Origin of the sequence: Undibacterium sp. Xuan67W (assembly GCF_049340165.1) — a bacterium.
In the GTDB taxonomy this organism is placed as follows: domain Bacteria; phylum Pseudomonadota; class Gammaproteobacteria; order Burkholderiales; family Burkholderiaceae_D; genus Undibacterium.
The window spans coordinates 1-24193 of sequence record NZ_JBMPPN010000035.1 but is presented as its reverse complement, the minus strand read 5'-3'; the positions used below and the strand labels follow the sequence as shown (position 1 = coordinate 24193).

Here is a 24193-nt window from a genome sequence, read left to right as displayed (position 1 = left end):
CCACGTTCAGTGACTTGTTTAATCGCTTCTGCTTTGAATTCTTCAGTGAATCGACTCTTTCTCATGATGTACTTCCTTCTCAGTTTTTGACATTATTAAATGTCTACTGAATTAGGGGAAGTCCACATCCCTGTATCTTTGCATTGGGAGTCTAATGAGTTTCGTCGAAGAAGTAGTAAAATTATTTGGTGCCTCAATCGCATCTACCGAAATAGCCACTTTTTTGTCCTCACAAGCAGAGTATCGCGTTAGCAAACTAAGTGACGGTGACCAATATGTTGTGTCCAAGGAGGGGGGCTTTGATCTTCTATTTTGTGATGCGCCTTCTGCTCCACGTCGGCATCCACAATATCGAACGCTTGAAGCAGTTTTTTTATTTTCCTCTGGTGCCGAAAATCACAAGGAATTCAGTGGAGAGTTGCCATTTGTGTTTTCGTTTCGGGATAGTCGCGATGACCTTATCGCCAAGCGTCAACCTGATCGCACATGGGTGATCGGTAGAGGGCGGGTTCCTATCACACATCCAAACCCTTCATCCGATAGTTGGAACGCCGAATTCTTCAATATTTCTATTACTTACTGGGATGATGGCCGTGTTCATAGCCTTCAACTTGGACCGCCGGCAGAATTTTCTAGCGAAATGGCTTCGCCGACTTGGCAGGAATTGGCACTTATGTCAGATCAAAAACTTGTCGCGATAAAGCTCTATCAAAAAGAGCACGGAACAAATGTTGTGGACGCGAAGAAGGCCATTGACGAGTACATTAACGGTGAAGTCTCTTAACAACAGGTTATTCTAAGATGAGGCTGTGATATTAGTTAACTTTCGAATTGAGGGTTACCCGCGATTTACTTTTATTTGCGTTAACTATTAAGGAAATTTCATGCGGAATCGTATTCCAACTTTTTTTATTTCTTTTGCTGCCACTGAGATGACTAACAGCGGCTTTACCGGTCCAACGCTAGTTGAAATTACTCCCGCATGTGCTGCTGACTTTGAGATCGATGTCGGCGGATAGTTATGAGGCACTTGCAACAATTGAAGTTATTGCACGGTTCAAAGGGAACTGGGGATAAAAAAATCTTATAGTGAATCTAGATGCTTGGGTGCAGAAAACCAAGCTGATTCCAAGTAAAGAGTTGGCGGAAAAGGCTCGTAAAATTATAGTAAGAACTTTGGCAGAGGATTTTGAATTGAGTGAATTATGGCAAGAGTCAGATGAGTTTAATGAGTGGCAAACATCGGTAAAAAACCTCGTCGCTAAAATTTGTATTTAATGCAACGTTCGACTGAGTGCCACGGAGGGATTAGGACTCATCACTAGAGTTCGCAAACAAGTCGTTACATTCTTAGTCGTGCACTTTGCGCCACCGTCAGATAGTTTTTAAGTTGCAGCTTGTAGGTTTTCTGCGCGAAGATCCTCCAAAAAACTGTAAATAAAAACTGCTTTTAAACTCTACGTTAGACTTTTTTATGAAACATTCATCAACTACCCCAAGCGGAGAGCAGTCGTCTCGTTGGAAGCTCGCTGCACGTGCGCTCAAGCACCTGGCTCTCCATGCCGCTATATGCTTCGTGTTTGCATTGTTTCTGGGGTGGATAGAGATGCAGGTCTACATCGCACAGCAGGCGCCGGGCTCGGCCCATGAGTTTGTTGGGATGTACTTGGTACTTGCGATCTACATCATGGCACCGATAAGCTGCTGTCTTGCTGCACCGTTTCATCTGCTTGTCTATATGCGCAAGTCCGGCGCAACGCGTCATGTGCTTTCGGTATTGGCGTCAATCGCGTCGAGCTTCGTGGCGGCGTTCGCGATTTATCTGTTGTCGAAATCCTGACGTGCTCCCGAACCTGTCAATCAAGCTGACTTTTAAAGGTATGGTGACCTTGAGCTTCATTCTATTCCTGGTCGAATGCTCTACGCCGCTGCGATTCGTTTATCTGGTACGTCAGTCGTTGCTCGTAATATGAAGACGTACTCTAAGTTTCCGTTGCTTAGCCTTACGCTAGTGCTCATCTCACTTCTCGCCTGGTTCGTCGTCGCTAGTCGTTCGGATCTGCATGCGTTTCAGTCACAGAGGTCCCCACTCCTTTTGCAAGTTGGTGCTGTCGACGGAGTCACGTTTGAAAGCGGGCAGGTGTGGCGGCTCTTGACGTCCCAGTTCCTCCACGTTCACTTTCTTCATATGCTGGTTAATCTTGCCAGCATCTATTTGGTCGCCTCAGCGGTTGAGCGAATAGCGGGTCGTACTGCGCTCGCCATCATCTATCTTATTGGTGGATCAGCAGGTCAGTATTTTAGTGTGCTGCTCCACCCAGATCTCGTTAGTTCTGGTGCGTCCCAGGCGCTGATGGCCTTATGTGGCTTTACCTTATTGGCTTACCGGCATTTTTTGCCATTGCGATATATCGTTTACTTGAGTGCGGCTATTGTGGTGGTTCAAATTTCACTGGATGTTTATGTCAGCAGCGCATTTAAACCTGGTCATAGTTTTAGCCTTCTGGTGGGCATGGCTTTCGCTACGCTATTCAATCGTATTACGCGAGCATCGCGGGATGGTACCTAGCCATTCGTGTAGCTGGAAAGCCCTCTTCGTAGTTCTCCATCGGTTTCATTCTGGAGGTCTTTATCGTTCCTTGATATTTTTATTTTAAATTGAACGCTGCAGCGGGTTTTAAACGTATTTGTATATTTAATTACCCTGTTAATGTTAATACTAATGCTGTTTAGTTAAACCGTGTCCTTCGCTTCGTCATTCCGACGAAAGTCGGAATCGAGTGATGTCATTGCCAAAAGATGCTGGGTCCCTGCCTGCGCAGGGATGATGACCTGGTTTGAGGGCTTAACTGAACGGCATTACCTATTAATGGCAGTTTTAAAAAGCAATCCGCAATATGCATGCGCTTCTCCAAGGCATATCGCGCCAGGAGGCACATGGATACTGCGGATTCTATTCTTGACTTTGTAATACTCTCAATACCGATTTTATTCAAAAACCGGATCAATTGAGATTGGTGCAGTGGCGCTCAGGATTTGGCCTTGCTGTGACCAGGCGGCGAACTGGTAGGTGATGGATTTGTAATTGCTAGCGTTCGTGATGGCTGCGCCTTGCTTGTCGGTGACTTCTGTCCAGGTAGATGATTGTCCTGTGCTTTTGAATTTGAGTATGACATCTGTGGCTGTGTGCAAGTAGATGAATTTCACTCCGGTGCATTTTTTATTATTGATGCTGGTATCGCCGACGTAGCGAAGGTAGTCGAGTGCCTGATTGCAGGCGGTACGTAAATCGCTGGCGTCGTACAGACCGTCGGGGCGGCTGATGAGGGAGATCCAGGGTTGACGGGTATAGGTGTCGAGTTTGCGGTTTAGCCTAAGTTCGGCATTTTCATCATAAGCCGTTTTCATCAAAGGAATGCTGGCGCGGCCGTAGGCATCCAGCGGCAGGTCGAGCTGGAGGCTGCGGCTGCGCAGACTGAGAGTCAGGTGCTCTGCGCTGGTATTTTTTTCCTTGGGAATAAAGCGGTAATGTCGCTGGATGAAATTTTTGGGCTTGCCATATTTTTCAAACCAGATCATGGTGCGGTAGGTATTGCGGTAGCTGATCCATTCGCTTTCTTCGGACAATATCTGCTTACCTGGTAAGTCTGTCGAGCTTGCCACGCCCACCGTACCCGTCGCACCTGCTGCGCCCGCGACCCCAATCAAAGCAGGCGTCTGCGCAGCAGCCACTCCGCTGGTGAGCAGTAAGGTGAGGAGCAGGGAGGAGGTTGTCTTGATCATGGCTGGTATCAGAAACGATAAGCTAAACCGCTATGTATCGTCAGGTAATTTCGCTGACTGACCAGAGGGCTGCTGGCCGCACTGTTGGTCAGATGCACGGCAGAGACTCCTGAGGTCAGTAATACGCTGGCGCTGATTTCCCAGTTCCAGTTCACTCCCAGATGTACATCCTTTATCCCGGCGGATGCGCTGTAGTCTGTGCTGGTTTTATTCGTCGGCGAAAAACCTTCAATGCCAGATCCACTGAGCAGCAGCGTTGGCAAAATACCGAAATATTTTTCAGTATACTCGCGGTTCGCCCAAACGATTCCGCCGGAGGTAGTAAGCGTATGGTGAGGGACGATTTGGCCAAACATTTTTTGCAGATCAAGCTTCGCCACTAAACCGCCACCATTCGCATGGAGCAGGCTGGCGTTGAGCCTGAGTTTGTCATTCAGGTAGTAATTGAAAAATCCACCGGCGTTGAGTGCGGCACTGATGTCGCTGCCACCGGCGGCTTTTTCCGCATCACTGGCAGTGCGGCCGGGCTGATACTGTAGCAGCGGGCTGAATTCTATCTCTGGGTTCGATGATAAATGCATGCCTGCCGTATAGGGATCCGCGATAAAAATCCCGTTACTCCATTGCATCTGCACGATAGGCATCAGGGTCGCTTTGCGTTCCTGTCTGCCTTCGTAATTCGGCGCGGCAGCAACTGCCAGGCCGACAAAAATATCACGACTACCATCCGGCATCACATTAGCAGCGAGCGACTGGGCATATGATTGGCCGGATAGTGCAGTGAGTGCAATGAGCAAAAGTTTTTTCATGTCGGATCAGGTAATTCAAATCGCCTCAGGTAATACCGAAAGTGCACAATCCTGTGCGGTCACAGATCGGCACAGGATCGACATTGTAATGCCTGTAGCCGGGTCTTATTGCACAGTGACCTCGATGAGGGCACTCAGGTCCGGATAATCGGTGCGTTGTACTTTGACGTGATAGACGCCGGGTTTTTGCGGTGCCGTGTAATACATACCGATTTCACCCAGACCAAAATCGGCGGGCAAAGGCAGATTAAAACTGCCGCCGTCGGCTTCGACCACACTCCAGGCAATCGGCTCTACCAGGTAGAACACGTTGGGAGCATAGTTGATCGACGCACTGAAGTGGTAACGGGTACCAGCGACCAGTGTCAGTGTTTTTAGCGGGACTTTCAGTTCAGGGATGAAGTTGAAATTACTGCTGGCTTCGACGGTGACAGTGGCCTGCACACTCAGGTTTGGAAAGTCGTCGCGCTGTACCTTGACGTGATACACGCCAGGTTTGGCGGGTGCCGTGTAGAGGCCGTTGATATCGACGCTGCCGCCATCGGTTTCTACTACTTTCCAGCTTACAGGCTGGCGCAGGTAGTAGACATTTTTAGGATAGTTGATAGCGGCGCTGAAGCACTGTGCGGTGCCGACGGCGAGTCTGACATTGGCTGGCTGGATTTCCAGGGTCGGTGTAAAACTTGTGTCGGGGTTAGCGAGTGGTTGTCCTGTGGCTTCTGCTTTGGTCAGTAGGGTCAGGGTTTGCGTGAACTGCGCACTGGTCAGCTTGGCTTTTAATCCGTCCAGTAATTTGTCTTGCGCATCGCCACCATTGGGGTTGGTGCTAGTCGCAGGTTTCAGCGGGGTGCTATAAAAATCCGCCAGTGTGCTTGTATCGACGATTCCTTTTAACGCGGTCGTGACATCGCTCTGCGCTGTCTTGATGCTGGTGCTGGTCACGTTTTTTGCGACTCTGTTCGCATCGAAACTGGTGAATACCGTGCTCATGTCGGCGCGCATCAGACGCGTTGACAGCAATTCAGTCAGTGGGGTGATGTTTGCGGTGTCGCCGGTGATGCTGATGGCATGTAGTTTGCGGCTGTCGGCTGGAGACACTGACATCGGTACTGGCGATGGCCATACCTGTTGCTGCGGTACCGCTGATGGTTGGCAGCGTTGTCTTGTTATCGCCAGCACTGTTGCCACCGCACGCGCTGAGCAGTAGGGGAATCATAAGGGCGCTCAATATAGCGTTCAATGCGCCAATATGGCGAATGACACTGTGATCGCGATGGCGACGGGATAGGTAGCTGGATTTCACTTGGAACGACTCCTGAATGAAGAAGGAAATAGGGGTTGAAACAGAGATTGAAGATAAGCAATGGGCAACGTGTAATGTGCAAATAGTAGGCCTTGCGATCCAATAAATCCTCTCCGAAACGTCGCTGAATTGTCATGAATTTGTACAAGCCGGTTTAAGACGTTGTTTTGCGGATTTTGTGTCTGTACATGCAGGTGCCGACGCTTATACAATTCGGAGCTTGGAGGCGTTTATGTACAAACTGATGCTGGTCGAAGATGACGCGAAACTCGCGCAACTAGTCGTCGATTATTTACAGGAATATGAATTTACCGTTGATGTGGTAGAGCGTGGCGATACGGCCTTGGCTCGGTTTCAGCAAAGCCAGCCAGACATCGTCGTGCTTGATCTGATGCTGCCCGGGTTGGACGGCATGCTGGTTTGCCGTCAGATACGCAATGTCAGTCAGGTGCCGCTGGTGATTTTGACGGCGCGTGAGGATACTTTTGATGAAGTATCCGGTCTGGAGCAGGGAGCCGACGATTACATCAATAAACCGGTACAGCCGAGAGTCTTGCTGGCGAGATTACGGGCCTTGTTACGTCGCCGTGCTGAACCTGCACAAACACCACAAACAGCGCAATCGATCACTGCGGCCAGAGAATTAGCTTTCGGCGTATTGAGCATCGCCAAGAGCGATCGTGTGGTGCGATGGCGCGGACAGACGATGGTATTGACGAGTCCGGAATTCAAATTGCTGTTGCTTCTGGCCGAATCGGCGGGCACGGTACTGTCCCGCAATGACATCCTGAAAGCCATGCGCGGGATAGAATTTGATGGCATTGATCGCAGTATCGACAATACGATTTCGCGCTTACGGCAGAAGTTTGATGACGGTGCTGCAGCCCGGATTAAAACAGTCTGGGGCGAGGGCTATCTGTTCAGTCCCTCTGCTTGGGAATGAGTGACATGAGCATCTCGTGTCTGCATCCGTCATGATCTGGCTTATACGATCATGAACCGGATTTTCTGGCGATTTGTCGTGCTGGTGTTGCTGGCGATTACGCTGGCGTCATTTGTTGTGTATTTCGCGATTAATCGCTTGTTTGGTGATCCGCTGGAAGAGATCGCCTTGCGCCAGGTTTCGGCTCAGATATTTTTGCTGGAACAATATGTGGATAAAGCTCCCGCCGATGAATGGCTACTGCGCCTGAACAAGGTCAGGGAAGTATCGAATCTCAACATAGACCTGATCCCTTTGCCGCAAGCACAATCAGGGCTTGAAGGCGATCAGCGTTACGCTTTGCAGCGCGGTGAGGTGGTGCTGGATATCGCCAGCAAATCTTTTTATCGTCGGGTTGACCTTAATGACACTAAGTACGCAGGCAGCGCTGGTGATGTGATTCATGCCAAGGACTTGCCGATTGACGTGGGTGTGGTCATGAAGAAGGAGGCGCTACGTTATGCCATTGTCGCGCTGTTTTTATTGTTGCCGATTGCGTTCTGGTCACACTCGCATTGGCGCGGACTTCAGCAATTGTCCGGCGTGGCGGATGAGTTTGGTCAGGGTCATCTGAATACGCGGATTCTGCTTAGCGAAAACTCTATTCTGTTCCCGCTGGCAGATTGCATGAATCAGATGGCGAGCCGTATTGATGTGCTGCTTGAGACGCATAAAAACTTACTCCATTCGGTATCGCATGAATTGCGTACGCCGATTGCCCGTCTGGAATTTGGTTTGGAGTTATTGCGTAATGCGCCGCAGGCAGAACAAGAAAGACGTATCACGGCGATGGAAGATGATATTCATGAACTGAATGCGCTGGTGAATGAACTGCTGGATCTGACGAAGCTTGATCAGCAACATGCTCTGAAGCGTCAGCCATTTGCCATCGACGGTATGTTGCAGGATTGTTTGCATGCGATGGAACATCAATTGACAGATCAGGATATCAAACTGGAACTCGCGAGTGATCTGGGTGAATTGAACGGCGATCGCCGCTTGCTGGTGCGGGCCATGGGTAATCTGCTGAGCAATGCGATCAAGTATGGCAATGGCGTAATAAGACTATCCGCACAACGGTCTGGGACCGGTCAGATAACGATGACGGTCGAAGACAATGGACCTGGTATTCCCGTTACTGAACGTAGCAAGATTTTCGAAGTGTTTTATCGGATTGACCGTAGCCGTGACCGGCATACCGGAGGCTTTGGCCTTGGACTGGCGATTGTACAAAAGGCGATACAGCTGCACGGTGGCAGCGTCGTTGTAGAGGAATCCGCTTTGGGTGGCGCGAAATTTATTGTGTCCCTACGGTGATGGTTGTCGCTGAGGATGACGATTCAGTAGGCCACAAAAATAAAGGTCGCATGACGCTGATGGCATTGATTTATAGCCTTACCGCCTCATACGACCTTGATATCGGTCAGCGATGTTCGCCAGACATCTTAATCAAATTCCCCAATCAAATTATTGACTGATTGCTTGCGTGCGTTGTTCCAGCCAGGCCTTGGCTGCACCTGAGACACGTGGCGACAGGCGTTGCAGTACCGTTGCATGGTAGGCATTGAGCCAGCCAATTTCATCACCACGCATCAGTGACAGATCGATACAGCGCGTGTCAATCGGGCACAGGGTCATGGTTTCAAATTTCAGATACTCGCCGAACTCACCCTGGTGACCGGCGATATTCAGCATCAGGTTTTCGATACGCACACCCCATTTACCCGGACGATATATGCCAGGCTCATTTGATGTGATCATTCCTGCTTCCATTGCAGTATGAGGTTCTGGCATTGCGCCGGAAATTGACTGAGGGCCTTCATGCACATTCAGGAAATAGCCGACACCATGACCCGTGCCATGACCGTAATTGATGCCTTCTGCCCAGATCGGCGCACGTGCCAGCGAATCGAGCATGGGAGACAATGTGCCGCGTGGGAATTGCGCGCGCGACAGATTAATCATGCCTTTTAACACCAGCGTGAAATCACGTTTTTGTTCGGTAGAAACGATACCAACCGGTACAACGCGTGTGATGTCTGTCGTGCCGTTCAGGTATTGGCCGCCAGAGTCGATTAGTAAAAGGCCATTGCCTTCGATGACAGCGTGAGATTCTGGTAATGCGCGGTAGTGCGGCATGGCGCCATTGCCATTGAAGCCAGCAATCGTACCGAAACTTGCCGAGACAAAATGTGGCTGACGGGCGCGGGCGGCGGTGATTTGCTCATCAATGGTGAGTTCAGTGATGCGCTCTTTGCCGAGAGATGCTTCCAGCCAGCTAAAGAAGTCACAGAGCGCTGCGCCGTCTTGTTCCATCGCTTCGCGCACGAATTGCGCTTCTTGCGGTGTCTTGCGCGATTTTGCAAAGACGGAGGGATTGATCGCTTCGATCACCTTGACCGACGCCGGTACCGATTGACGGAAACCGAATGTAATACGGCGTGGGTCGATTAACAAACTGCTGCCTGCAGGCAGTGCTGCCAATGCTCCGGATGCCTTAGCGTAATCTGCGATATAGACGCCGTCTTTTGCCAGTATCTCAACCAGTGCAGCGGGAACTTTGCCATTGGATACAAACAGCGCAGCACTGTCCTGACTGATCAGGGCATGACCGACGAACACCGGGTTGTAGCTTACATCGGAGCCGCGCAGGTTGAAGATCCAGGCGATATCGTCCACGGTTGAAACAAAATGCCAGTCGGCGGCTTTTGCACGCATTTGTTCGCGCACGAGCACAAGTTTATCCTGACGGCTGACCACGGCATATGGTGCCAGATGTTCGAAGATCGCGGCTTGCGGCAAGGCCGGACGATCTGGCCAGATCTCTTGTAACAGGTCTTTGCTGGTATCGAGCCGCGTGCCATTGGCTTGCAAGGCTTGCTCCAGCAGTCGGGCAGTCGCCAGTCCTAAAACCGCGCCATCGACACCGACAGTCTGTCCGGCTTGCATGGTCGCCGCTAGCCAGTCTATATGCAGGGTGGCCGCAGCCGATGCGATTTTCATCATCTGTATGCCGGTCGGTGCCAGCTCTTGTTCGGCCTGGCTCCAGTAGCGGCTATCGACCCACAGTCCAGCGAAATCCGCAGTCACAATCAGGGTGCCGACAGAGCCGGTGAATCCTGAAAAATGCTCACGACCTTGCCAGTGTCCCGGCAAATATTCAGACAGATGCGGATCTGCCGACGGAATGATGTAGGCATCCAGACCGGCTGTCTGCATGGCGGCGCGCAGTTGTACTAGGCGTGCAGGAATCGGTGAGGTGACGGCGGCTGGGCTGAGTGGACTGTTCATGTGAGCGACGCAATGTGAGTGGTGAGTGAGGGTGGAGCGGAGTCGAGTGAAACAATAGCGAACAACAGGGAATAAAAATCGAATAGAAGCAAATTCAGGCAAATTTAGACGAATAAGCGATGGCACTTCAGCCCAAATACAGGTAAGTACCAGCAAATAAAGACGTCAGTATATCGTAGATATATTTAATTCCGCGCCTGAAAAGCAACTTCCAAGTTTGTTCCGTGTTTCTCTAAATACGGCGAATGAATCAGCTCAATTACGCAAATAACGACGCATGACGGAATGAATCAGCTCAATTACGCAAATAACGACGCATGACGTTCGGTGCGGGTTCATTCGGATTGGCATGCGAGTATTCAAGCTCTGGTGCAACTTCGAATTGATAGGCGGCGTAAAGATCAAGCAGGCGCGGCTGATCGACCCGCACGCCAAGGCGCAATTCGTCTACATGTGCCGTCTGCGCTGCATGAATCACCGCTTCCAGCAGATGTTGCGACAGGCTCTGACCGCGAAACGCCGGTAAGACACCCATGCGCATGATTTCCCAGGTGCCGGAATTGGTATCAAGAGGCAGCCAGCGGACAGAGCCGATGGGTTCTTCCGCGGCCAGCAAAATGAAACCGCCACCTTGCATCAGATCGCCGGTGACGCGCTCGCTGTCTTCATGATGGCCTGTAGAGCCGGGGGCGACTTTGCCTGCCCAGCAAGAGCGGGTCAGATGCGCAATCAGTTGCGCATCGTCCATTGTCGCTTCTCTGACCACGATTTCCATGGCAGATTAACGTACCCGCATACCAGGCTCTGCACCTGGCCAAGCTTCGAGGATATAAAGACCTGGATTGGTTTTTTCATCGGCAGCAGACGCGGCTAGTACCATGCCTTCGGACATTCCGAATTTCATCTTGCGCGGCGCCAGATTAGCGACCATCACAGTGAATTTGCCGATCAGTTGCTCTGGCTGGTACGCAGATTTAATACCTGAAAACACATTGCGGGTGCGGCCTTCGCCGACATCCAGCGTCAGACGTAATAATTTGTCCGAACCATCGACATGCTCACAGTTGACGATCTTGGCGATGCGCAGATCGATTTTGGCGAAGTCGTCGATCTTGATTTCTGGCGCCAGTTCTTCAATGCTTGTGCTGCTGCCGGTTGCTGCGTCTGCTGCTGTCGTTGTTGCAGAGCTCGCCGCCGCAACATCGGTAGGTGCATCGAACAATTGATCGAAAATTTTGATATCGACACGTTGCATCAGGTGGGCATACGGCAGCACTTTATGCAGATGCGGCAACGGTGTAGCGACATCCGACCATTGCAACGGTGCGATCTGTAATTGTGCTTCGACCTGCGCGGCGAGCTGCGGCAACACCGGTTTCAGGAAAATCGTCAGGATACGGAATGCTTCCAGCAGGCGGCTACAAACTTCTTGCAGCTTTGCATCGTTCTCTGCCTGTTTGGCGAGTTCCCAAGGCTTATTTGCATCAACATAGGCATTGATGATGTCAGCCTGATCCATGATGGCACGCAAGGCTTTGCCGTAATCACGCGCTTCGTAATAAGCCTGAATATCTGGCGAGACTTTGCGCAGCTGATTGATAAAGGCGTCGTCCGCTGTCGCCCAGTCAGTGACTACTGCACCGTCAAAACGCTTGGTGATAAACCCTGCGGCACGGCTGGCGATGTTCACATATTTGCCGATCAGATCCGCATTCACGCGAGCGACGAAATCTTCAGGATTCATATCCAGATCTTCGACCTTGGCATTGAGTTTGGCCGCGAAGTAATAGCGTAGCCATTCCGGATTCATGCCGATTTCCAGATAGCGTAAAGGTGAGATGCCGGTACCACGGGATTTCGACATTTTTTCGCCGGAGACGGTCACAAATCCGTGTGCATACACATTATCCGGCGTTTTGTAGCCAGAGAATTTCAGCATCGCGGGCCAGAACAGCGTATGGAAGTAGGTGATGTCTTTGCCGATGAAGTGAATCTGTTCCGTCGTCGGGTCTGCCATGAACGCGTCGAAGTCACGTCCGATTTTGCCAAAATAATTTTTCAGAGATGCCAGATAACCGACCGGCGCATCCAGCCAGACATAAAAATATTTGCCCGGCTGATCAGGAATTTCGATGCCGAAGTAAGGCGCATCGCGGCTGATATCCCAGTCACCCAGACCGCCATCGCCCTCTAGCCATTCTTTGCATTTATTCGCGACTTCCGATTGCAGACGATTGTCTTTGAGTGCCCATTCACGAAGGAACTCAACGCATTTGGCGTCTGATAATTTGAAGAAAAAATGTTCCGACGATTTCATCACCGGCGTCGCGCCAGTCAATACGGAGTAGGGATTCTTGACTTCGGTAGGTGCGTACACTGCACTACAGACTTCGCAGGAATCGCCGTATTGATCCTTGGCACCGCATTTCGGGCACTCGCCTTTGATGTAGCGATCCGGCAGGAACATATTTTTGACAGGATCAAAAAACTGTTCGATCGTTTTTGTCGTGATGAACCCGGCAGCTTTCAGTTTGCGGTAAATGTCTTGCGAAAGCGCATGGTTTTCCGGACCGTCAGTGGAGTGCCAGTTGTCAAAAGTGATATGAAAACCGTCTAGATACTGTTTACGCCCCGCGGCAATCCGCGCGACGAATTCTTGCGGCGTGATACCCGCTTTTTCCGCCGCAATCATGATAGGTGCGCCATGGGCATCGTCGGCACCGACGAAATGCACTTCGTTACCCGACATTCGCTGATGCCTGACCCAAATGTCAGCCTGGATGTATTCCATGATGTGGCCGAGGTGGAACGGTGCATTAGCGTAGGGAAGGGCGGTGGTAACGAACAGCTTGCGCATGGTTGATGGTCTTTTAATTAAACAAACAAGGGGTACGTATTTTAACAGCGAAAGCAGAGACGGGACGAGGGAGTTGGAATCCTGTGCTCTGCGAGTCACGCTGAATTGCCGTGCTGGTTCGTTTTTATAATCAGGCGTAATTGATCAATCCGCAATGCTGGTGCGCCTGACAGCCGATTTGTTTCTGGAGAGGCGCATGGATAGTGCGGAGTCTGTTTTGGATTGCACGATATTAAGAAGCCGGAACCCACGTAAAAACTTGCTTGTACTACAGGGCTATACGGTTCTGATAAGCGTTTTGCGCTAGACTGGCGAAAATTCAATGGAGATTTGCATGACTGTTACAGTAGAAGATATTAAAACCGCCTTGTCCCTGGTGATAGACCCGAATACCAATAAAGACCTAGTTTCCTCCAGATCCGCAAAAAATATACAACTGGTTGGTACGGACGTCACGCTGGATGTTGAGCTGGCGTATCCGGCCAAAAGTCAGATGGACCTGATTCGTCAAAGCGTGATCACTGCCTTGCATACCGTTGCGGGTGTCGGCAATGTCAGCGTCAATGTGTATGTCAAAATCGTTGCGCATGCAGTACAGCGCGGCGTGAAATTGATGCCGAACGTGAAAAACATCATTGCTGTTGCGTCTGGCAAAGGCGGCGTCGGCAAGTCAACGACCGCAGTGAACTTGGCGCTGGCGCTGGCTGCTGAAGGCGCTGCCGTGGGTATTCTCGATGCTGATATCTATGGCCCGTCCCAGCCGATGATGATGGGCATCTCCGGTCGTCCGGAGACGATTGATGGCAAAACTATGGAACCTTTGGAGAACCATGGCCTGCAAGTGTCGAGCATCGGTTTCATGATTGATCCTGATGAGCCTATGGTCTGGCGCGGTCCTATCGTGACGCAGGCTTTGCAGCAGTTGCTGGAGCAGACTAACTGGCGTGACCTCGATTATCTGATCGTCGATATGCCACCAGGTACAGGCGACGTGCAATTGACTTTGTCACAAAAAGTCCCGGTCACAGGCGCCGTCATTGTGACCACGCCACAAGACATCGCTTTGCTTGATGCGCGCAAGGGCTTAAAAATGTTTGAAAAAGTCGGCATTCCTATTCTCGGTATTGTGGAGAATATGAGTACGCATATCTGTTCCAATTGCGGTCATGCTGAATCAATCTTTGGCGAAGGCGGCGGTCAAAAGATGTGTGCGGAATATGGGGTTGATTTCCTCGGCGGCCTGCCATTAACGATGGCAATCCGTGAACAGGCAGATTCTGGCAAGCCAACAGTGGTTGCTGATCCGGATGGCAAGATTGCGCTGATTTACAAAGAGATCGCCCGCAAACTAGCGATTAAAGTTGCGGAGAAAGCGAAAGATATGACCAGCAAATTCCCGACTATTACCGTACAAAATACCTGAAGCCTTGGACTCTTAAACCTTGGTGCAGACCCTGATGAATACGGACGATTGCTGAGATGAATGGTCAGGCTGATATTGACTACATGCAAATGGCACTGGAGCTTGCTTCCCGCGCCACGATTGCTACGTCGCCCAATCCTAAAGTAGGCTGTGTCATTGTCAAAGACGGGCAGCTTATCGGTCAAGGCTGGACTCAGCCCGTTGGGCAGGCACATGCTGAGGTGCAGGCATTGCGTGATGCGTCAGCGCGGGGGCTGGATGTGCGTGGTGCGACTGCATATGTAACGCTGGAACCTTGCAGCCATTTTGGACGTACGCCGCCCTGTGCAAATGCCTTGATTGACGCAGGTATTGCCAGGGTCGTAGCCGCGGTGCAGGATGCCAATCCGCAAGTCGCAGGACGTGGGTTACGTATGTTGCGTGAAGCAGGCGTTCAGGTTGAGTCCGGCTTGCTGGCGCAGCAGGCAAGGGAAATGAATATCGGTTTTTTTAAACGTATGGAAACCGGTAAGCCTTGGGTGCGGATGAAAGTCGCCGCCAGCCTGGATGGCAGGACGGCCTTACCGAATGGCGAAAGTAAATGGATTACAGCCAGTGATGCGCGCGACGATGGCCATCTGTGGCGCGCCCGTGCCGATGCAATTTTGACCGGCATAGGTACTGTGCTGGCGGATAATCCGCAGATGACTGTGCGTGCTGTCACGACACCGCGACAGCCGCTGAAGATCGTGGTTGATTCGCAATTGCGCATATCACCAGACGCCGCATTGCTAGTGGATGGTAGTACCGTTTTGGTCAGTGCGAAAGAGGCGGATTCGGGTTTTTTGAGCAGGCGACAGGCGCTTGTCGAGAAGGGGGCGGAGATTTTGCATTTGCCAGGCTCCGATGCGCACGTGGATTTGTCCGTCTTGCTTCTGGAGTTGGGGCGTAGGCAGATTAATGAGTTGCATGTCGAGGCCGGCGCCACGCTCAATGGCGCCCTAATTGATCAGAGCTGCGTAGACGAATTACTGATCTATCTGTCGCCTAAAATACTCGGTGATGGCGCGGGTCTTTTTCAACTTCCTGAGCTTAAAAAAATCGCAGAGGCGAAGCAAGTGAAATTTCATGAGGTCACGCAGATTGGCGATACTCTCAGGATATTGGCGCGCTTCTGAATCTGCTTCGTGTCAAACTTCTGCAGAGCTAGTCGGGCTTAGGATGCGCCGGCCGGGCGTGATGTCCATTGTTTAAAACTTTGCTTGCTGATGATGTTGAACTTGGTAAAAATGACTGAAATTTTCGCATTCAGCGTGGCATCAGCAGGCATCCAACGCCCTTGTTCATCTCTACCAAAATTGACTGAGTAAGTCATGCTTTTTGCCATCGGAATGCCGTCCAGATCGTAATCGACTTTGACCTGTTTTCCGCTGGCTTCTTCAATCAGGACCTTGGCTTTAAACGATAATTTCTTCTGTTTTCCTTTAACAAGGAAAACGATGCAGTTCCTGTTATCGACAGTGATTTTTTCTGTACGTTCCACCTCGCCAGTGAATAAGGCGTAGTCAGGGTGTTCTGCAATATTCAGCGGAAATTTGACATTCGCAAGACCGCTTTTTTGTGCTTCTGTTAGCCAAATCACGTCCCATACGGGTTGTCCGTCTTTCCAGCCGCTTAGCCTGACTTTTTTGTGCGTTACTTCTTGACTCTGATTGTCGCTATCCAATACTTCTGTATCGGTAACAACTTCGCCAGCCACATAGGCCTGATTCGCTTGTGTGATGCTTAAGGCGCGACTCCATAGAGGATCGGCGCCGCCAGCCGCAAAACTCAGAGGCGAAGAGAGGAGGGTGAGCGAAACGAGGAGGCGTAGTAGCATAGGAATAAGCTCACAAGAATGCGAGCGGCGAAGAAGACGTGGTCGCAAAATAAAAAAAGGACCATCAAGCAAAACTCGATGATCCTTCTAAATTGGTCGGAGTACAAGGATTCGAACCTTGGACCCCCTGGTCCCAAACCAGGTGCGCTACCGGACTGCGCCACACTCCGAAACTTACATTAATTCGTTGCTGATCAATTTTCATTGCTGCGACGAATTTAAAACTTAATTCATTTAAACCATTTCTACTACTACAGTTTAAATTGAAAAAAGACCGTAGGATAATTAAACCTGACGGTCTTTTAAAATCTGGTCGGAGTACAAGGATTCGAACCTTGGACCCCCTGGTCCCAAACCAGGTGCGCTACCGGACTGCGCCACACTCCGAAGACCAAGATAGTATCCCGCTGCAGCCAGGATGTCAACACCTTTGTCACACTTGCGCGCTGTGATTTCGTCGTGCTAACCCGCGTGTAGACAAGAGAAAGTCTCAGGGATCATAGGGATTGCGCACTGTCGAATTGCCTATATTCTCCGTTAATCGGGTCGGTGAAAGCGATAGATTTTGCTAGTAATTGTAGCGGGGCAGAAAAATCATCGCCCTTGCATGGCAGGGTGACCGGATAAAACGTATCGTTTACGATCGGCGCTCCCAGGCTCGCTAAATGCATGCGTAATTGATGACGTTTTCCTGTCAGCGGTTTTAATTCATATAAATCGTTGATGCCGCGATGTTCAATGATCGCGATACGGGTTTCAGAATTGGTTTCCCCTTCGACTTCTCGCATGACGAAGAATTGCTCTGCGTCTTCCATCCGGCTCCGGCGAACCAGTGGAAAAATTTGATCTGGCAAGTGCGGTGCTAAAGCATGGTAGGTTTTATGAACACGCCTATGCTGAAATAGCGTCTGATAAGCTCCCCGCGTTGCAGGGGTTGTCGAAAATAAAATCACGCCGGCCGTTTCTCGATCTAATCGGTGTATCGGCGTCAGGTGTTGATTACCTGTTTGTTTTTTTAAGCGTACCAATAAGGTCTCTTGTAGAAAACGCCCTCCCGGTGTTACCGGCAAAAAATGAGGTTTATCGACAACGAGTAAATGCTCATCGTGATACAAAATGACTTCAGAAAAAGGAATAGGTGTTTCATCTTCGATTTCTCGATAGTAGAAAACACACATGCCGCGTTTCACCGGACTATTCGCCTGCAAGACGGAGCCATGCTGATCGACGACCTCTCGTCTCTCTATCCGGGATAGCCACCGCTGAGTGCTAACATCTGGAAACTGGCTAGTCAGAAAGTCCAGTAAGTCTGACCATTGACCTTCGGGTAGCCAGAGATAACTCGGCATGACGCCATGACGTATTGGGAGCGGTAAAGCAGGCGGGTTATGGGGATTTTTTTGCATCAATGGTGCTTGTGCTTTGACCTGAATTTATTTGGTAATGGTAACACTTTAAACATGGCCGATGATTTGGTGTTGTAGTCAGAATGTAGTTGTACTGGTTCGTGCCTGCCCGAGAGCATTTGCATTTATTTGCACTAACCTGCACTCCCGATTCGCATGTAGATGGCTCCTAACTGGCCAGAATTTTCGCATTAGCTTTATTGACGCAGGTGAAGGCGGTAAAATGCTTGTTTTAACTTTTACCGTTTTGCCATGAGTTTGATGAGTATGGCAAACACTTCACTTAATGAGCAGCCCCGTGTCAACTATTCCAAATACCTCCGCGCCCGTCCGCACCCGTTTTGCACCTAGTCCTACCGGCTATCTTCATGTGGGCGGTGCGCGCACTGCCTTGTTTAGCTGGGCTTTTGCCCGTCATTTTGGTGGTATCTTTGTCTTGCGCATTGAGGATACGGATCTGGAACGATCGACACCCGAGGCAGTGCAGGCAATTTTGGACGGTATGAACTGGTTGGGTTTGCAACATGATGAAGGTCCGTTTTATCAAATGCGAAGAATGGATCGCTATCGCGAAGTGCTTGCGAAAATGCTGGCAGAAGGTACCGCTTATCATTGTTACTCTTCACCAGAAGAAGTCGAGGCTATGCGTGAGCGTCAACGTGCCAGTGGTGAGAAGCCTCGTTATGATGGCACCTGGCGTCCAGAGTCAGGCAAGACTTTGCCTGAGATCCCGGCAGATCGTAACCCCGTTATTCGTTTCAAAAATCCTCTGGATGGCGAGGTAAGTTGGCTGGACGTTGTTAAGGGACAAATCACTATCGGTAATCGCGAGCTCGACGATCTGGTCATCGCGAGACCTGATGGCACGCCGACGTATAATTTTTGTGTGGCAGTCGATGATTGGGATATGCAAATTACTCATGTGATTCGCGGTGATGATCATGTGAACAATACGCCACGCCAGATCAACATTTTGAACGCTTTGGGCGCGAGTCTTCCACATTATGGCCATGTCCCGATGATTCTTGGTACGGATGGACAAAAGCTCTCGAAGCGCCGTGATGCCGTCAGCGTTATGGATTATCTGGATAAAGGTTATCTGCCGGAGGCTATGTTGAATTACCTCGCGCGTCTGGGCTGGAGTCATGGCGATGAGGAGATTTTTTCGATGGAACAAATGTGTAGCTGGTTTGATCTGAACCACTTATCGAGTTCGCCAGCACAATTCAATCCCGAGAAACTTGCCTGGATTAATAATCACTACATCAAAGCTGCTGACAATACGCGCCTCGCAGATTTGGTTCGCGCACAAATGGAAACAGATGGTGCGCAATTTGAACATGCGCCTGAGCTGTCGGCGGTGATCGCTTTAATGAAAGAGCGGGCCAATACGACGAAGGAATTAGCCGAGGCGTCGATGCTGTTCTACCGTCAGCCCAATGCTGATGCCGTATTGCGTCAGCAGCATATTACTGAGGCAGTATTGCCCGCACTCGCGCATTACGCGACTGCGTGCAAAACGGTGGAGTGGAATAAGGCAGCGTTGTCGGCAATGATGAAGGAAACGTTGGCTCAGTATTCCTTAAAGATGCCGCAACTCGCCATGCCTTTACGTCTTCTGCTTACCGGTCAGTTGCAAACGCCATCCATCGATGCCGTCGTAGAGTTATTTGGACGCGATGTTGTACTTCAGCGCTTAAGTTCTGTCGCGCAGTAAAATTTAGAGAAGGAAATGAAAGGGGCTTTACATCGTATGGCCTAGCCCCTATAATCTCGTTTCTGTTCTGGGGGTGTAGCTCAGTTGGTAGAGCGCTTGCATGGCATGCAAGAGGTCAGCGGTTCGATTCCGCTCACCTCCACCAGCAGTTAGTTTTTGAAATAAGTTGGCTAGTGTGAAAAAATGCACTTGCCAAAATCAAGAAAAGCAGTATATAATCTTGGTCTTGCTTGATTGCGAAGCAGTGAATTAAGTAAGAAGAAGTACAGGTCAGTAACAAGGACAGATCATTGTCCCCATCGTCTAGAGGCCTAGGACATCACCCTTTCACGGTGAGTACAGGGGTTCGAATCCCCTTGGGGACGCCAGCTTATCCACCCGATTGACATTAATGCGATAGTTAATGCTTCACGTAAGTCAATCGGGTAAAGGATTACGGCTTCAACCAACTTTCCAAACAATTCCTTCAAATCCTCCCTGTTTAGTGTTTCGATCGATTTTATGTTGTGTTCGATTGCATTGCGCACGTCTTTTTCGGTCAATAAATTAATTACTTTTGCCTGCGCTGCCTAGTGTTCGACGTTCTCCATTCTGGCCTCTAGTATCGATCGCTCGATTTCGTATTTTTCTATTTGCCTTAGGATCGCCGCTGCTACAGACGTTTCGATGAGCTGCAGCCAATGAATCGATTTTTTTTTGTGATCGATTGAAACTCAGCACGAATAGATCTTTCTTTGCCCTCCGGTGCTTCGGGCTTTAAGCTGACTTTTACCGCTTTTATTACGCGGCTCATGAAAGCGGGAGAGTTTAGATCGCGACTGATTTTTTCAGCACCAAGCTGTCGAGCTCATCACATCAAACCTCCTTGCCTTTGCCTAATCGGTAATAGGTTCCGCTACCGTCTCCATGCCATGCTTGCCTCTTTGTAGTGGATAGCACTCCAGCAAAAAGACAAGTCGCGGGTTTAACCCGCATCGATGAGTTGATACTTAATTGCTATAAAATTGATTCGGCTTGCTTTTCGCTGATCTATGCTTCATGCGTATTCTTTTGGATTAGCCAATCCTCGCGTGGCCGCCGTTTCGCTCCGTTGACATATCCATCTTCTGTGCGTTCGTTGTGGACATTCCAGACTGTGTGCTCAGCGTGGGTAAGTGCGTTCCATTCGATGCTGATTAACGTGCTGTCGGGGATTTTCAAACCGGATTTAATCTTTGCATTGACCCGACTGATGCCATTGGCTTTCGATATTAAATATTCCTGAATTGCCAATGAATCATTATTTACCTTCAATTTGGTCTCGTTACTGGTTCGCCATCGCGTATTGCACCCGTGCTAAATTTGTCAAGGCTGTAACCAAAAGGTGCGCGGCCACTGGTACGAAAACCTTGTTTGACGTTTTCACTCATTCCGACCAGGCCTTTTTGTTTCGAGGTCAGGCTGTGCCACTCATCCATTGCCTGGAGAATAAATTTAAGAAGCATGTCTGTGATTGGTGCACTGCCAGGTAACGACCTATAAATAATAGTGACGTTACGGCGCTTGGCTTCCATCTCTTCAAAGACAATTGCGTTCACGCGCCGGCGCGACAGCCGAGCATTGTCAAGTACCAGGATCTTTGACTAGTTACGCTTGCTAGAACACATTTCAGTAAAAAGGGCTTGGAAGCCTGGGCGGTTATTATGTTTACCCGATTCAACGGCGTTAGAAAACTCAGCTGTGATGATGAGATTCAGTTTCTCGGCCAGCGCCTGAAGGTCTCTGCGCTGTGCATCGATCGATACGTCGCTTCGGTCTTTTGATGATCTCAGATACAGGGCGGCTCTGCTGTTCAATTGGATAAAGTAGTCTGGCTAAGAGAGTGTCATCAAGCAGAGCCAGGCAGGGGATGCCGGTCGATTCTAGAATTGTGAATGAACGCAGTTTTTTCATTTTAGTCTAAATGCGCTCGAAGTGTTTTTTGTAAAAATGCGCAACATTAAAAGTTGGTTTCAGCTCGAATTGAATTAGCGAAAAGTGTTTTTTGTTTGATGACACAAGTGCTTTCGCAGATATATTTTTGCTATGGCAGGGCGGAAATGCCCCAACTCGGCCGACACTAAATTTTAGTGATTTTTGATAGTCGAGTGTATGTCTCATATGTATGGCGAAGGCCGTTCGCTCCTGAGCTAAAGCCCAAATTTTTCTTACATTTTTTGGTTGTTCGTGAAGACGGGCTGGGGTTGCGAGTTCATGTGCGTGCATGCAAAAAAAAGCTAGCTCGGTCGCAAAACGATTCATTGGCTGCCGACATAATTTGATAACGTTTACTTCATTTGAAGATTAAGCGCGACTCGCCAAAATGGTATTTGCGTCTGATTTTTGATATTTTAATTGGACCGAAAATGCTACTTGGAGTGCTTGTCAATCGGCGTCTAACGTTTTTTTGTTTGACGTCAAAAGATCTCATTTTTAGATAATTGTTTAAAATTTTCTCAGTCACATTTCGAGGTTTTGCAATATTATTTGCATAAAGATAATTTAGGAATTGAGCAAAGTGGCTGGTATAAACTCGCAACTTTCCAAAAGATGGTATTTTTCCATCCCTCTGCGCCCGTCTCAACAAACTGTAAGTCATTCAATTGGTAACGGTTAATAGTGAGACAGTTAAAAAAAATAGTGTCTTCTGAATGTTAAATGCGAATATGAAAAATATTAGGTGGGGGATTAATATCATTGCGGGCATTTCACTCGCAGGGTTATTACTTCCTGAGGCAGTTGCGTATTCAAGTATTGCTAATCTTCCTGCTCAGGCGGGTATCGTTGCATTGTTTGCAGGGCTCGTTTGCTATGGACTGTTAGGTAATAGTCGATTTGCAATTGTCGCTGCAACTTCGTCATCGGCCGCAGTACTCGCTTCCGCATCCGCAGCAATGTCTAACGGGAATAGTGCGGTGCGCCTCGATATTGCCGTGGGACTTGTATTGTTGACAGGAGTCTTTTTTATTTTAGCGGGAGTTTGTAAATTAGGAAGTATTTCCGATTTTATTGCAAAACCTGTCTTACGTGGATTTGCGTTCGGACTTGCTCTAGTTATCATTATTAAGCAAGCCGCGAATATCCTGCAAATTCACTTACATCACACGGACATTATTCGCATTTCTAATGATCTATTTGGGCAAATACATTCTTGGAATTTGATTTCGGGTGTTATCGGACTTGTCTCACTAATTTCGCTATTTATATTTTCTAAAGTACCGAAAATCCCGGGGGGCTTAATCGTTATCCTTCTCGGCATTCTTCTTGGTAAATGGTTTGATTTATCTCATTACGATATCCGATACGTTGGAGATATCGATCTTCATCTAGAATCGCCGTCTTTGCCAACGATGTCTTATCTGGAATGGTTACGAATAGGTGAGATGAGCATTGCTATGTTGATGATTTTATATGCAGAGTCCTACAGTTCTATTCGAAGTTTCGCAATGAAACATGGCGATCAAGTATTACCAAACCGCGACTTGGTAGCTATCGGTTTCTCAAACATCGTTTCTAGTTTGTTTCATGGAATGCCAGTGGGCGCTGGATTTTCCGCAACATCTGCTAATGAAGCGAATGGAGCAACATCTCGTATCGCTGGATTAAGTGCTTTAGTAACGTTATTCGTTATCGTATTGACTTTGCTGCCTTTCATAGCGTTGACACCAGAGCCTGTTCTGGCCGCCATAGTAATTCATGCGGTGAGTCATACATTGCGACCGTCAATTTTTTATCCCTACTTTAAATTACGACGAGATCGATTTGTCGTCGTAGCGGCAGTAGTTTCTGTACTATTTTTAGGCGTATTAGACGGGTTACTGGTCGCAATTGGAGTAAGTCTGATAATGCTGTTGAAGCGCTTATCTGAGTCCACTTTATCTATCCTAGGACGATTAAATGGTGGACATGACTTTGTCAGCAAAGCGGTATATCCAAACGCGCAATCGACCTCGGGTATCTTGATTTTAAGACCAGAGTCAGGTCTTTTTTTTGCGAATGCTGAGCGAATTTTTAGTTTGGCAAAAAATTATATTTCTTTGGCTGGAGAAGACGCAAAGATCACCATCATAAGTTTAGAAGAGTCGTCTGATCTTGATAGTTCCAGTGTGGAGGCAATCATCAATTTTTGCGATGAGATGTCGGCTATCCGTAAATATATTTTTTTCTCACGTTTGAAATTTCCAGTTCAAAAAGTTTTGATAGAGGCTGAAATTCAAAAAAACAGTTGGGTTAAGATCAGCGATTTAAGTGTCGATGATATGGCCAAATTGGCCGCGAACATTCTTTTGGAAAACACTCAGCCAGAACTCATTTCTAGTTCATCGGCATATTGAAAAATGTCAGAAAATTACAAACGTTTTGGCACTCCAAAACAGAATTTAGATGCTGCACAAAAAGCAAAGAAAAATCAAAAAAATCCGAATTACTGCTCTTATGTTCCGACACGTGACCAAGTTGCAAATGCAGATATTGATATTGTAAAAAAGCCTCTTGTAGACTGGATGTGCCATAGCCCGACTGAACTAATTCAGAGCAAGACACAAATACCTGAAGTACAAGCCATATTATTGGCAAGGTCTGATGCAAGCAGCCTCAGTGGGATATTAACGATGTGTAGCTATGGACTTCCCCTAATTCAGTAGACATTTAATAATGTCAAAAACTGAGAAGGAAGTACATCATGAGAAAGAGTCGATTCACTGAAGAATTCAAAGCAGAAGCGATTAAACAAGTCACTGAACGTGG

The 24193-nt window shown here is 48.8% G+C and carries 24 protein-coding genes and 4 tRNA genes; 14 read left to right on the top strand and 14 right to left on the bottom strand.

The window, feature by feature from the left end; translation table 11 throughout:
* The first annotated feature begins 154 nt into the window (after positions 1–154).
* The 5 genes from ACO0LE_RS19490 (at position 155) to ACO0LE_RS19470 (ending at position 2569) form a co-directional block, all read left to right on the top strand.
* Positions 155–784, top strand: a complete 630-nt coding sequence (locus ACO0LE_RS19490) for a hypothetical protein (RefSeq protein ID WP_422961989.1) — start codon at positions 155–157, stop codon at positions 782–784.
* Between the two features lie 100 nt (positions 785–884).
* Entirely contained in the window at positions 885–1019 is a 135-nt protein-coding gene (locus tag ACO0LE_RS19485) for a hypothetical protein (protein ID WP_422961988.1), read from the top strand.
* A 70-nt stretch (positions 1020–1089) separates the two neighbouring features.
* A complete protein-coding gene (locus tag ACO0LE_RS19480; RefSeq protein ID WP_422961987.1) occupies positions 1090–1278 on the top strand; it encodes a DUF4259 domain-containing protein in 189 nt (62 codons plus the stop codon).
* 196 nt (positions 1279–1474) lie between these two features.
* Positions 1475–1840: a hypothetical protein gene (locus ACO0LE_RS19475; protein ID WP_422961986.1), complete on the top strand. Its 366-nt coding sequence runs from the start codon at positions 1475–1477 to the stop codon at positions 1838–1840.
* 75 nt (positions 1841–1915) lie between these two features.
* Complete coding sequence (locus tag ACO0LE_RS19470; protein ID WP_422961985.1) at positions 1916–2569, top strand: rhomboid family intramembrane serine protease; 654 nt, start codon at positions 1916–1918, stop codon at positions 2567–2569.
* 419 nt (positions 2570–2988) lie between these two features.
* Here ACO0LE_RS19470 and ACO0LE_RS19465 read toward each other — a convergent pair whose 3' ends face one another.
* The 4 genes from ACO0LE_RS19465 to ACO0LE_RS19450 form a co-directional block, all read right to left on the bottom strand.
* Positions 2989–3783 (bottom strand): hypothetical protein, encoded by a 795-nt coding sequence (locus ACO0LE_RS19465; protein ID WP_422961984.1) that lies wholly within the window; start codon positions 3781–3783, stop codon positions 2989–2991.
* Positions 3784–3791: 8 nt separating this feature from the next.
* Positions 3792–4592: a MipA/OmpV family protein gene (locus tag ACO0LE_RS19460; protein WP_422961983.1), complete on the bottom strand. Its 801-nt coding sequence runs from the start codon at positions 4590–4592 to the stop codon at positions 3792–3794.
* A 105-nt stretch (positions 4593–4697) separates the two neighbouring features.
* Positions 4698–5690 (bottom strand): hypothetical protein, encoded by a 993-nt coding sequence (locus ACO0LE_RS19455; protein WP_422961982.1) that lies wholly within the window; start codon positions 5688–5690, stop codon positions 4698–4700.
* Positions 5614–5895, bottom strand: coding sequence for a hypothetical protein (locus tag ACO0LE_RS19450; RefSeq protein WP_422961981.1), 282 nt, complete (start codon positions 5893–5895; stop codon positions 5614–5616). The genes ACO0LE_RS19455 and ACO0LE_RS19450 overlap by 77 nt, the downstream gene beginning before the upstream one ends.
* Positions 5896–6127: 232 nt before the next feature.
* On the opposite strand from ACO0LE_RS19450, the gene ACO0LE_RS19445 reads away from it, so the two are divergent.
* Together ACO0LE_RS19445 and ACO0LE_RS19440 are read left to right on the top strand one after the other, a co-directional pair.
* Positions 6128–6838, top strand: a complete 711-nt coding sequence (locus ACO0LE_RS19445; RefSeq protein WP_422961980.1) for a response regulator — start codon at positions 6128–6130, stop codon at positions 6836–6838.
* 51 nt (positions 6839–6889) lie between these two features.
* Positions 6890–8194 carry an ATP-binding protein gene (locus ACO0LE_RS19440; RefSeq protein WP_422961979.1) on the top strand — a complete coding sequence of 435 codons (1305 nt, stop codon included), beginning with the start codon at positions 6890–6892 and terminating at the stop codon, positions 8192–8194.
* 150 nt (positions 8195–8344) lie between these two features.
* Here the strand turns inward: ACO0LE_RS19440 and ACO0LE_RS19435 are convergent, their stop codons facing one another.
* From ACO0LE_RS19435 to metG, 3 genes are all read right to left on the bottom strand, one after another.
* Positions 8345–10168, bottom strand: a complete 1824-nt coding sequence (locus tag ACO0LE_RS19435) for an aminopeptidase P family protein (RefSeq protein ID WP_422961978.1) — start codon at positions 10166–10168, stop codon at positions 8345–8347.
* A gap of 295 nt (positions 10169–10463) precedes the next feature.
* Complete coding sequence (locus ACO0LE_RS19430) at positions 10464–10943, bottom strand: GNAT family N-acetyltransferase (RefSeq protein ID WP_422961977.1); 480 nt, start codon at positions 10941–10943, stop codon at positions 10464–10466.
* A gap of 6 nt (positions 10944–10949) precedes the next feature.
* On the bottom strand, positions 10950–13025 hold the full coding sequence (gene metG / locus ACO0LE_RS19425; protein ID WP_422961976.1) for a methionine--tRNA ligase: 2076 nt from the start codon (positions 13023–13025) through the stop codon (positions 10950–10952).
* A 334-nt stretch (positions 13026–13359) separates the two neighbouring features.
* Between metG and apbC the strand changes: the two genes are divergently transcribed.
* Both apbC and ribD read left to right on the top strand, forming a co-directional pair.
* Entirely contained in the window at positions 13360–14448 is a 1089-nt protein-coding gene (apbC, locus tag ACO0LE_RS19420; RefSeq protein WP_422961975.1) for an iron-sulfur cluster carrier protein ApbC, read from the top strand.
* A 56-nt stretch (positions 14449–14504) separates the two neighbouring features.
* On the top strand, positions 14505–15605 hold the full coding sequence (gene ribD / locus ACO0LE_RS19415) for a bifunctional diaminohydroxyphosphoribosylaminopyrimidine deaminase/5-amino-6-(5-phosphoribosylamino)uracil reductase RibD (protein WP_422961974.1): 1101 nt from the start codon (positions 14505–14507) through the stop codon (positions 15603–15605).
* A gap of 38 nt (positions 15606–15643) precedes the next feature.
* Here ribD and ACO0LE_RS19410 read toward each other — a convergent pair whose 3' ends face one another.
* From ACO0LE_RS19410 to ACO0LE_RS19395, 4 genes are all read right to left on the bottom strand, one after another.
* Positions 15644–16306 (bottom strand): hypothetical protein, encoded by a 663-nt coding sequence (locus tag ACO0LE_RS19410; RefSeq protein WP_422961973.1) that lies wholly within the window; start codon positions 16304–16306, stop codon positions 15644–15646.
* A 93-nt stretch (positions 16307–16399) separates the two neighbouring features.
* Positions 16400–16476: transfer RNA gene (locus tag ACO0LE_RS19405), tRNA-Pro, on the bottom strand.
* 140 nt (positions 16477–16616) lie between these two features.
* Positions 16617–16693: transfer RNA gene (locus ACO0LE_RS19400), tRNA-Pro, on the bottom strand.
* 110 nt (positions 16694–16803) lie between these two features.
* Positions 16804–17712, bottom strand: coding sequence for a pseudouridine synthase (locus ACO0LE_RS19395; protein WP_422961972.1), 909 nt, complete (start codon positions 17710–17712; stop codon positions 16804–16806).
* Positions 17713–18010: 298 nt separating this feature from the next.
* Between ACO0LE_RS19395 and gltX the strand changes: the two genes are divergently transcribed.
* The 3 genes from gltX to ACO0LE_RS19380 all read left to right on the top strand — a co-directional run bounded on the left by gltX (position 18011) and on the right by ACO0LE_RS19380 (position 19797).
* Positions 18011–19429, top strand: coding sequence for a glutamate--tRNA ligase (gltX, locus tag ACO0LE_RS19390; protein ID WP_422961971.1), 1419 nt, complete (start codon positions 18011–18013; stop codon positions 19427–19429).
* Between the two features lie 69 nt (positions 19430–19498).
* Positions 19499–19574, top strand: a tRNA-Ala gene (locus ACO0LE_RS19385).
* A 147-nt stretch (positions 19575–19721) separates the two neighbouring features.
* A tRNA-Glu gene (locus tag ACO0LE_RS19380) sits at positions 19722–19797 on the top strand.
* 661 nt (positions 19798–20458) lie between these two features.
* Here the strand turns inward: ACO0LE_RS19380 and ACO0LE_RS19375 are convergent.
* Genes ACO0LE_RS19375 through ACO0LE_RS19365 form a run of 3 tightly spaced genes read right to left on the bottom strand, consistent with a single transcriptional unit; the run spans position 20459 to position 21264 of the window.
* On the bottom strand, positions 20459–20722 hold the full coding sequence (locus tag ACO0LE_RS19375) for a hypothetical protein (protein WP_422961970.1): 264 nt from the start codon (positions 20720–20722) through the stop codon (positions 20459–20461).
* Complete coding sequence (locus ACO0LE_RS19370) at positions 20719–21006, bottom strand: hypothetical protein (RefSeq protein ID WP_422961969.1); 288 nt, start codon at positions 21004–21006, stop codon at positions 20719–20721. The genes ACO0LE_RS19375 and ACO0LE_RS19370 overlap by 4 nt, the downstream gene beginning before the upstream one ends.
* 45 nt (positions 21007–21051) lie before the next feature.
* The gene (locus ACO0LE_RS19365; protein WP_422961968.1) at positions 21052–21264 is read right to left on the bottom strand and encodes a recombinase family protein; all 213 of its coding nucleotides are present in this window, start codon (positions 21262–21264) and stop codon (positions 21052–21054) included.
* An 834-nt stretch (positions 21265–22098) separates the two neighbouring features.
* On the opposite strand from ACO0LE_RS19365, the gene ACO0LE_RS19360 reads away from it, so the two are divergent.
* Complete coding sequence (locus ACO0LE_RS19360; RefSeq protein ID WP_422961967.1) at positions 22099–23781, top strand: SulP family inorganic anion transporter; 1683 nt, start codon at positions 22099–22101, stop codon at positions 23779–23781.
* A gap of 3 nt (positions 23782–23784) precedes the next feature.
* Complete coding sequence (locus ACO0LE_RS19355; protein ID WP_422961966.1) at positions 23785–24090, top strand: hypothetical protein; 306 nt, start codon at positions 23785–23787, stop codon at positions 24088–24090.
* Positions 24091–24193 lie beyond the last annotated feature (103 nt).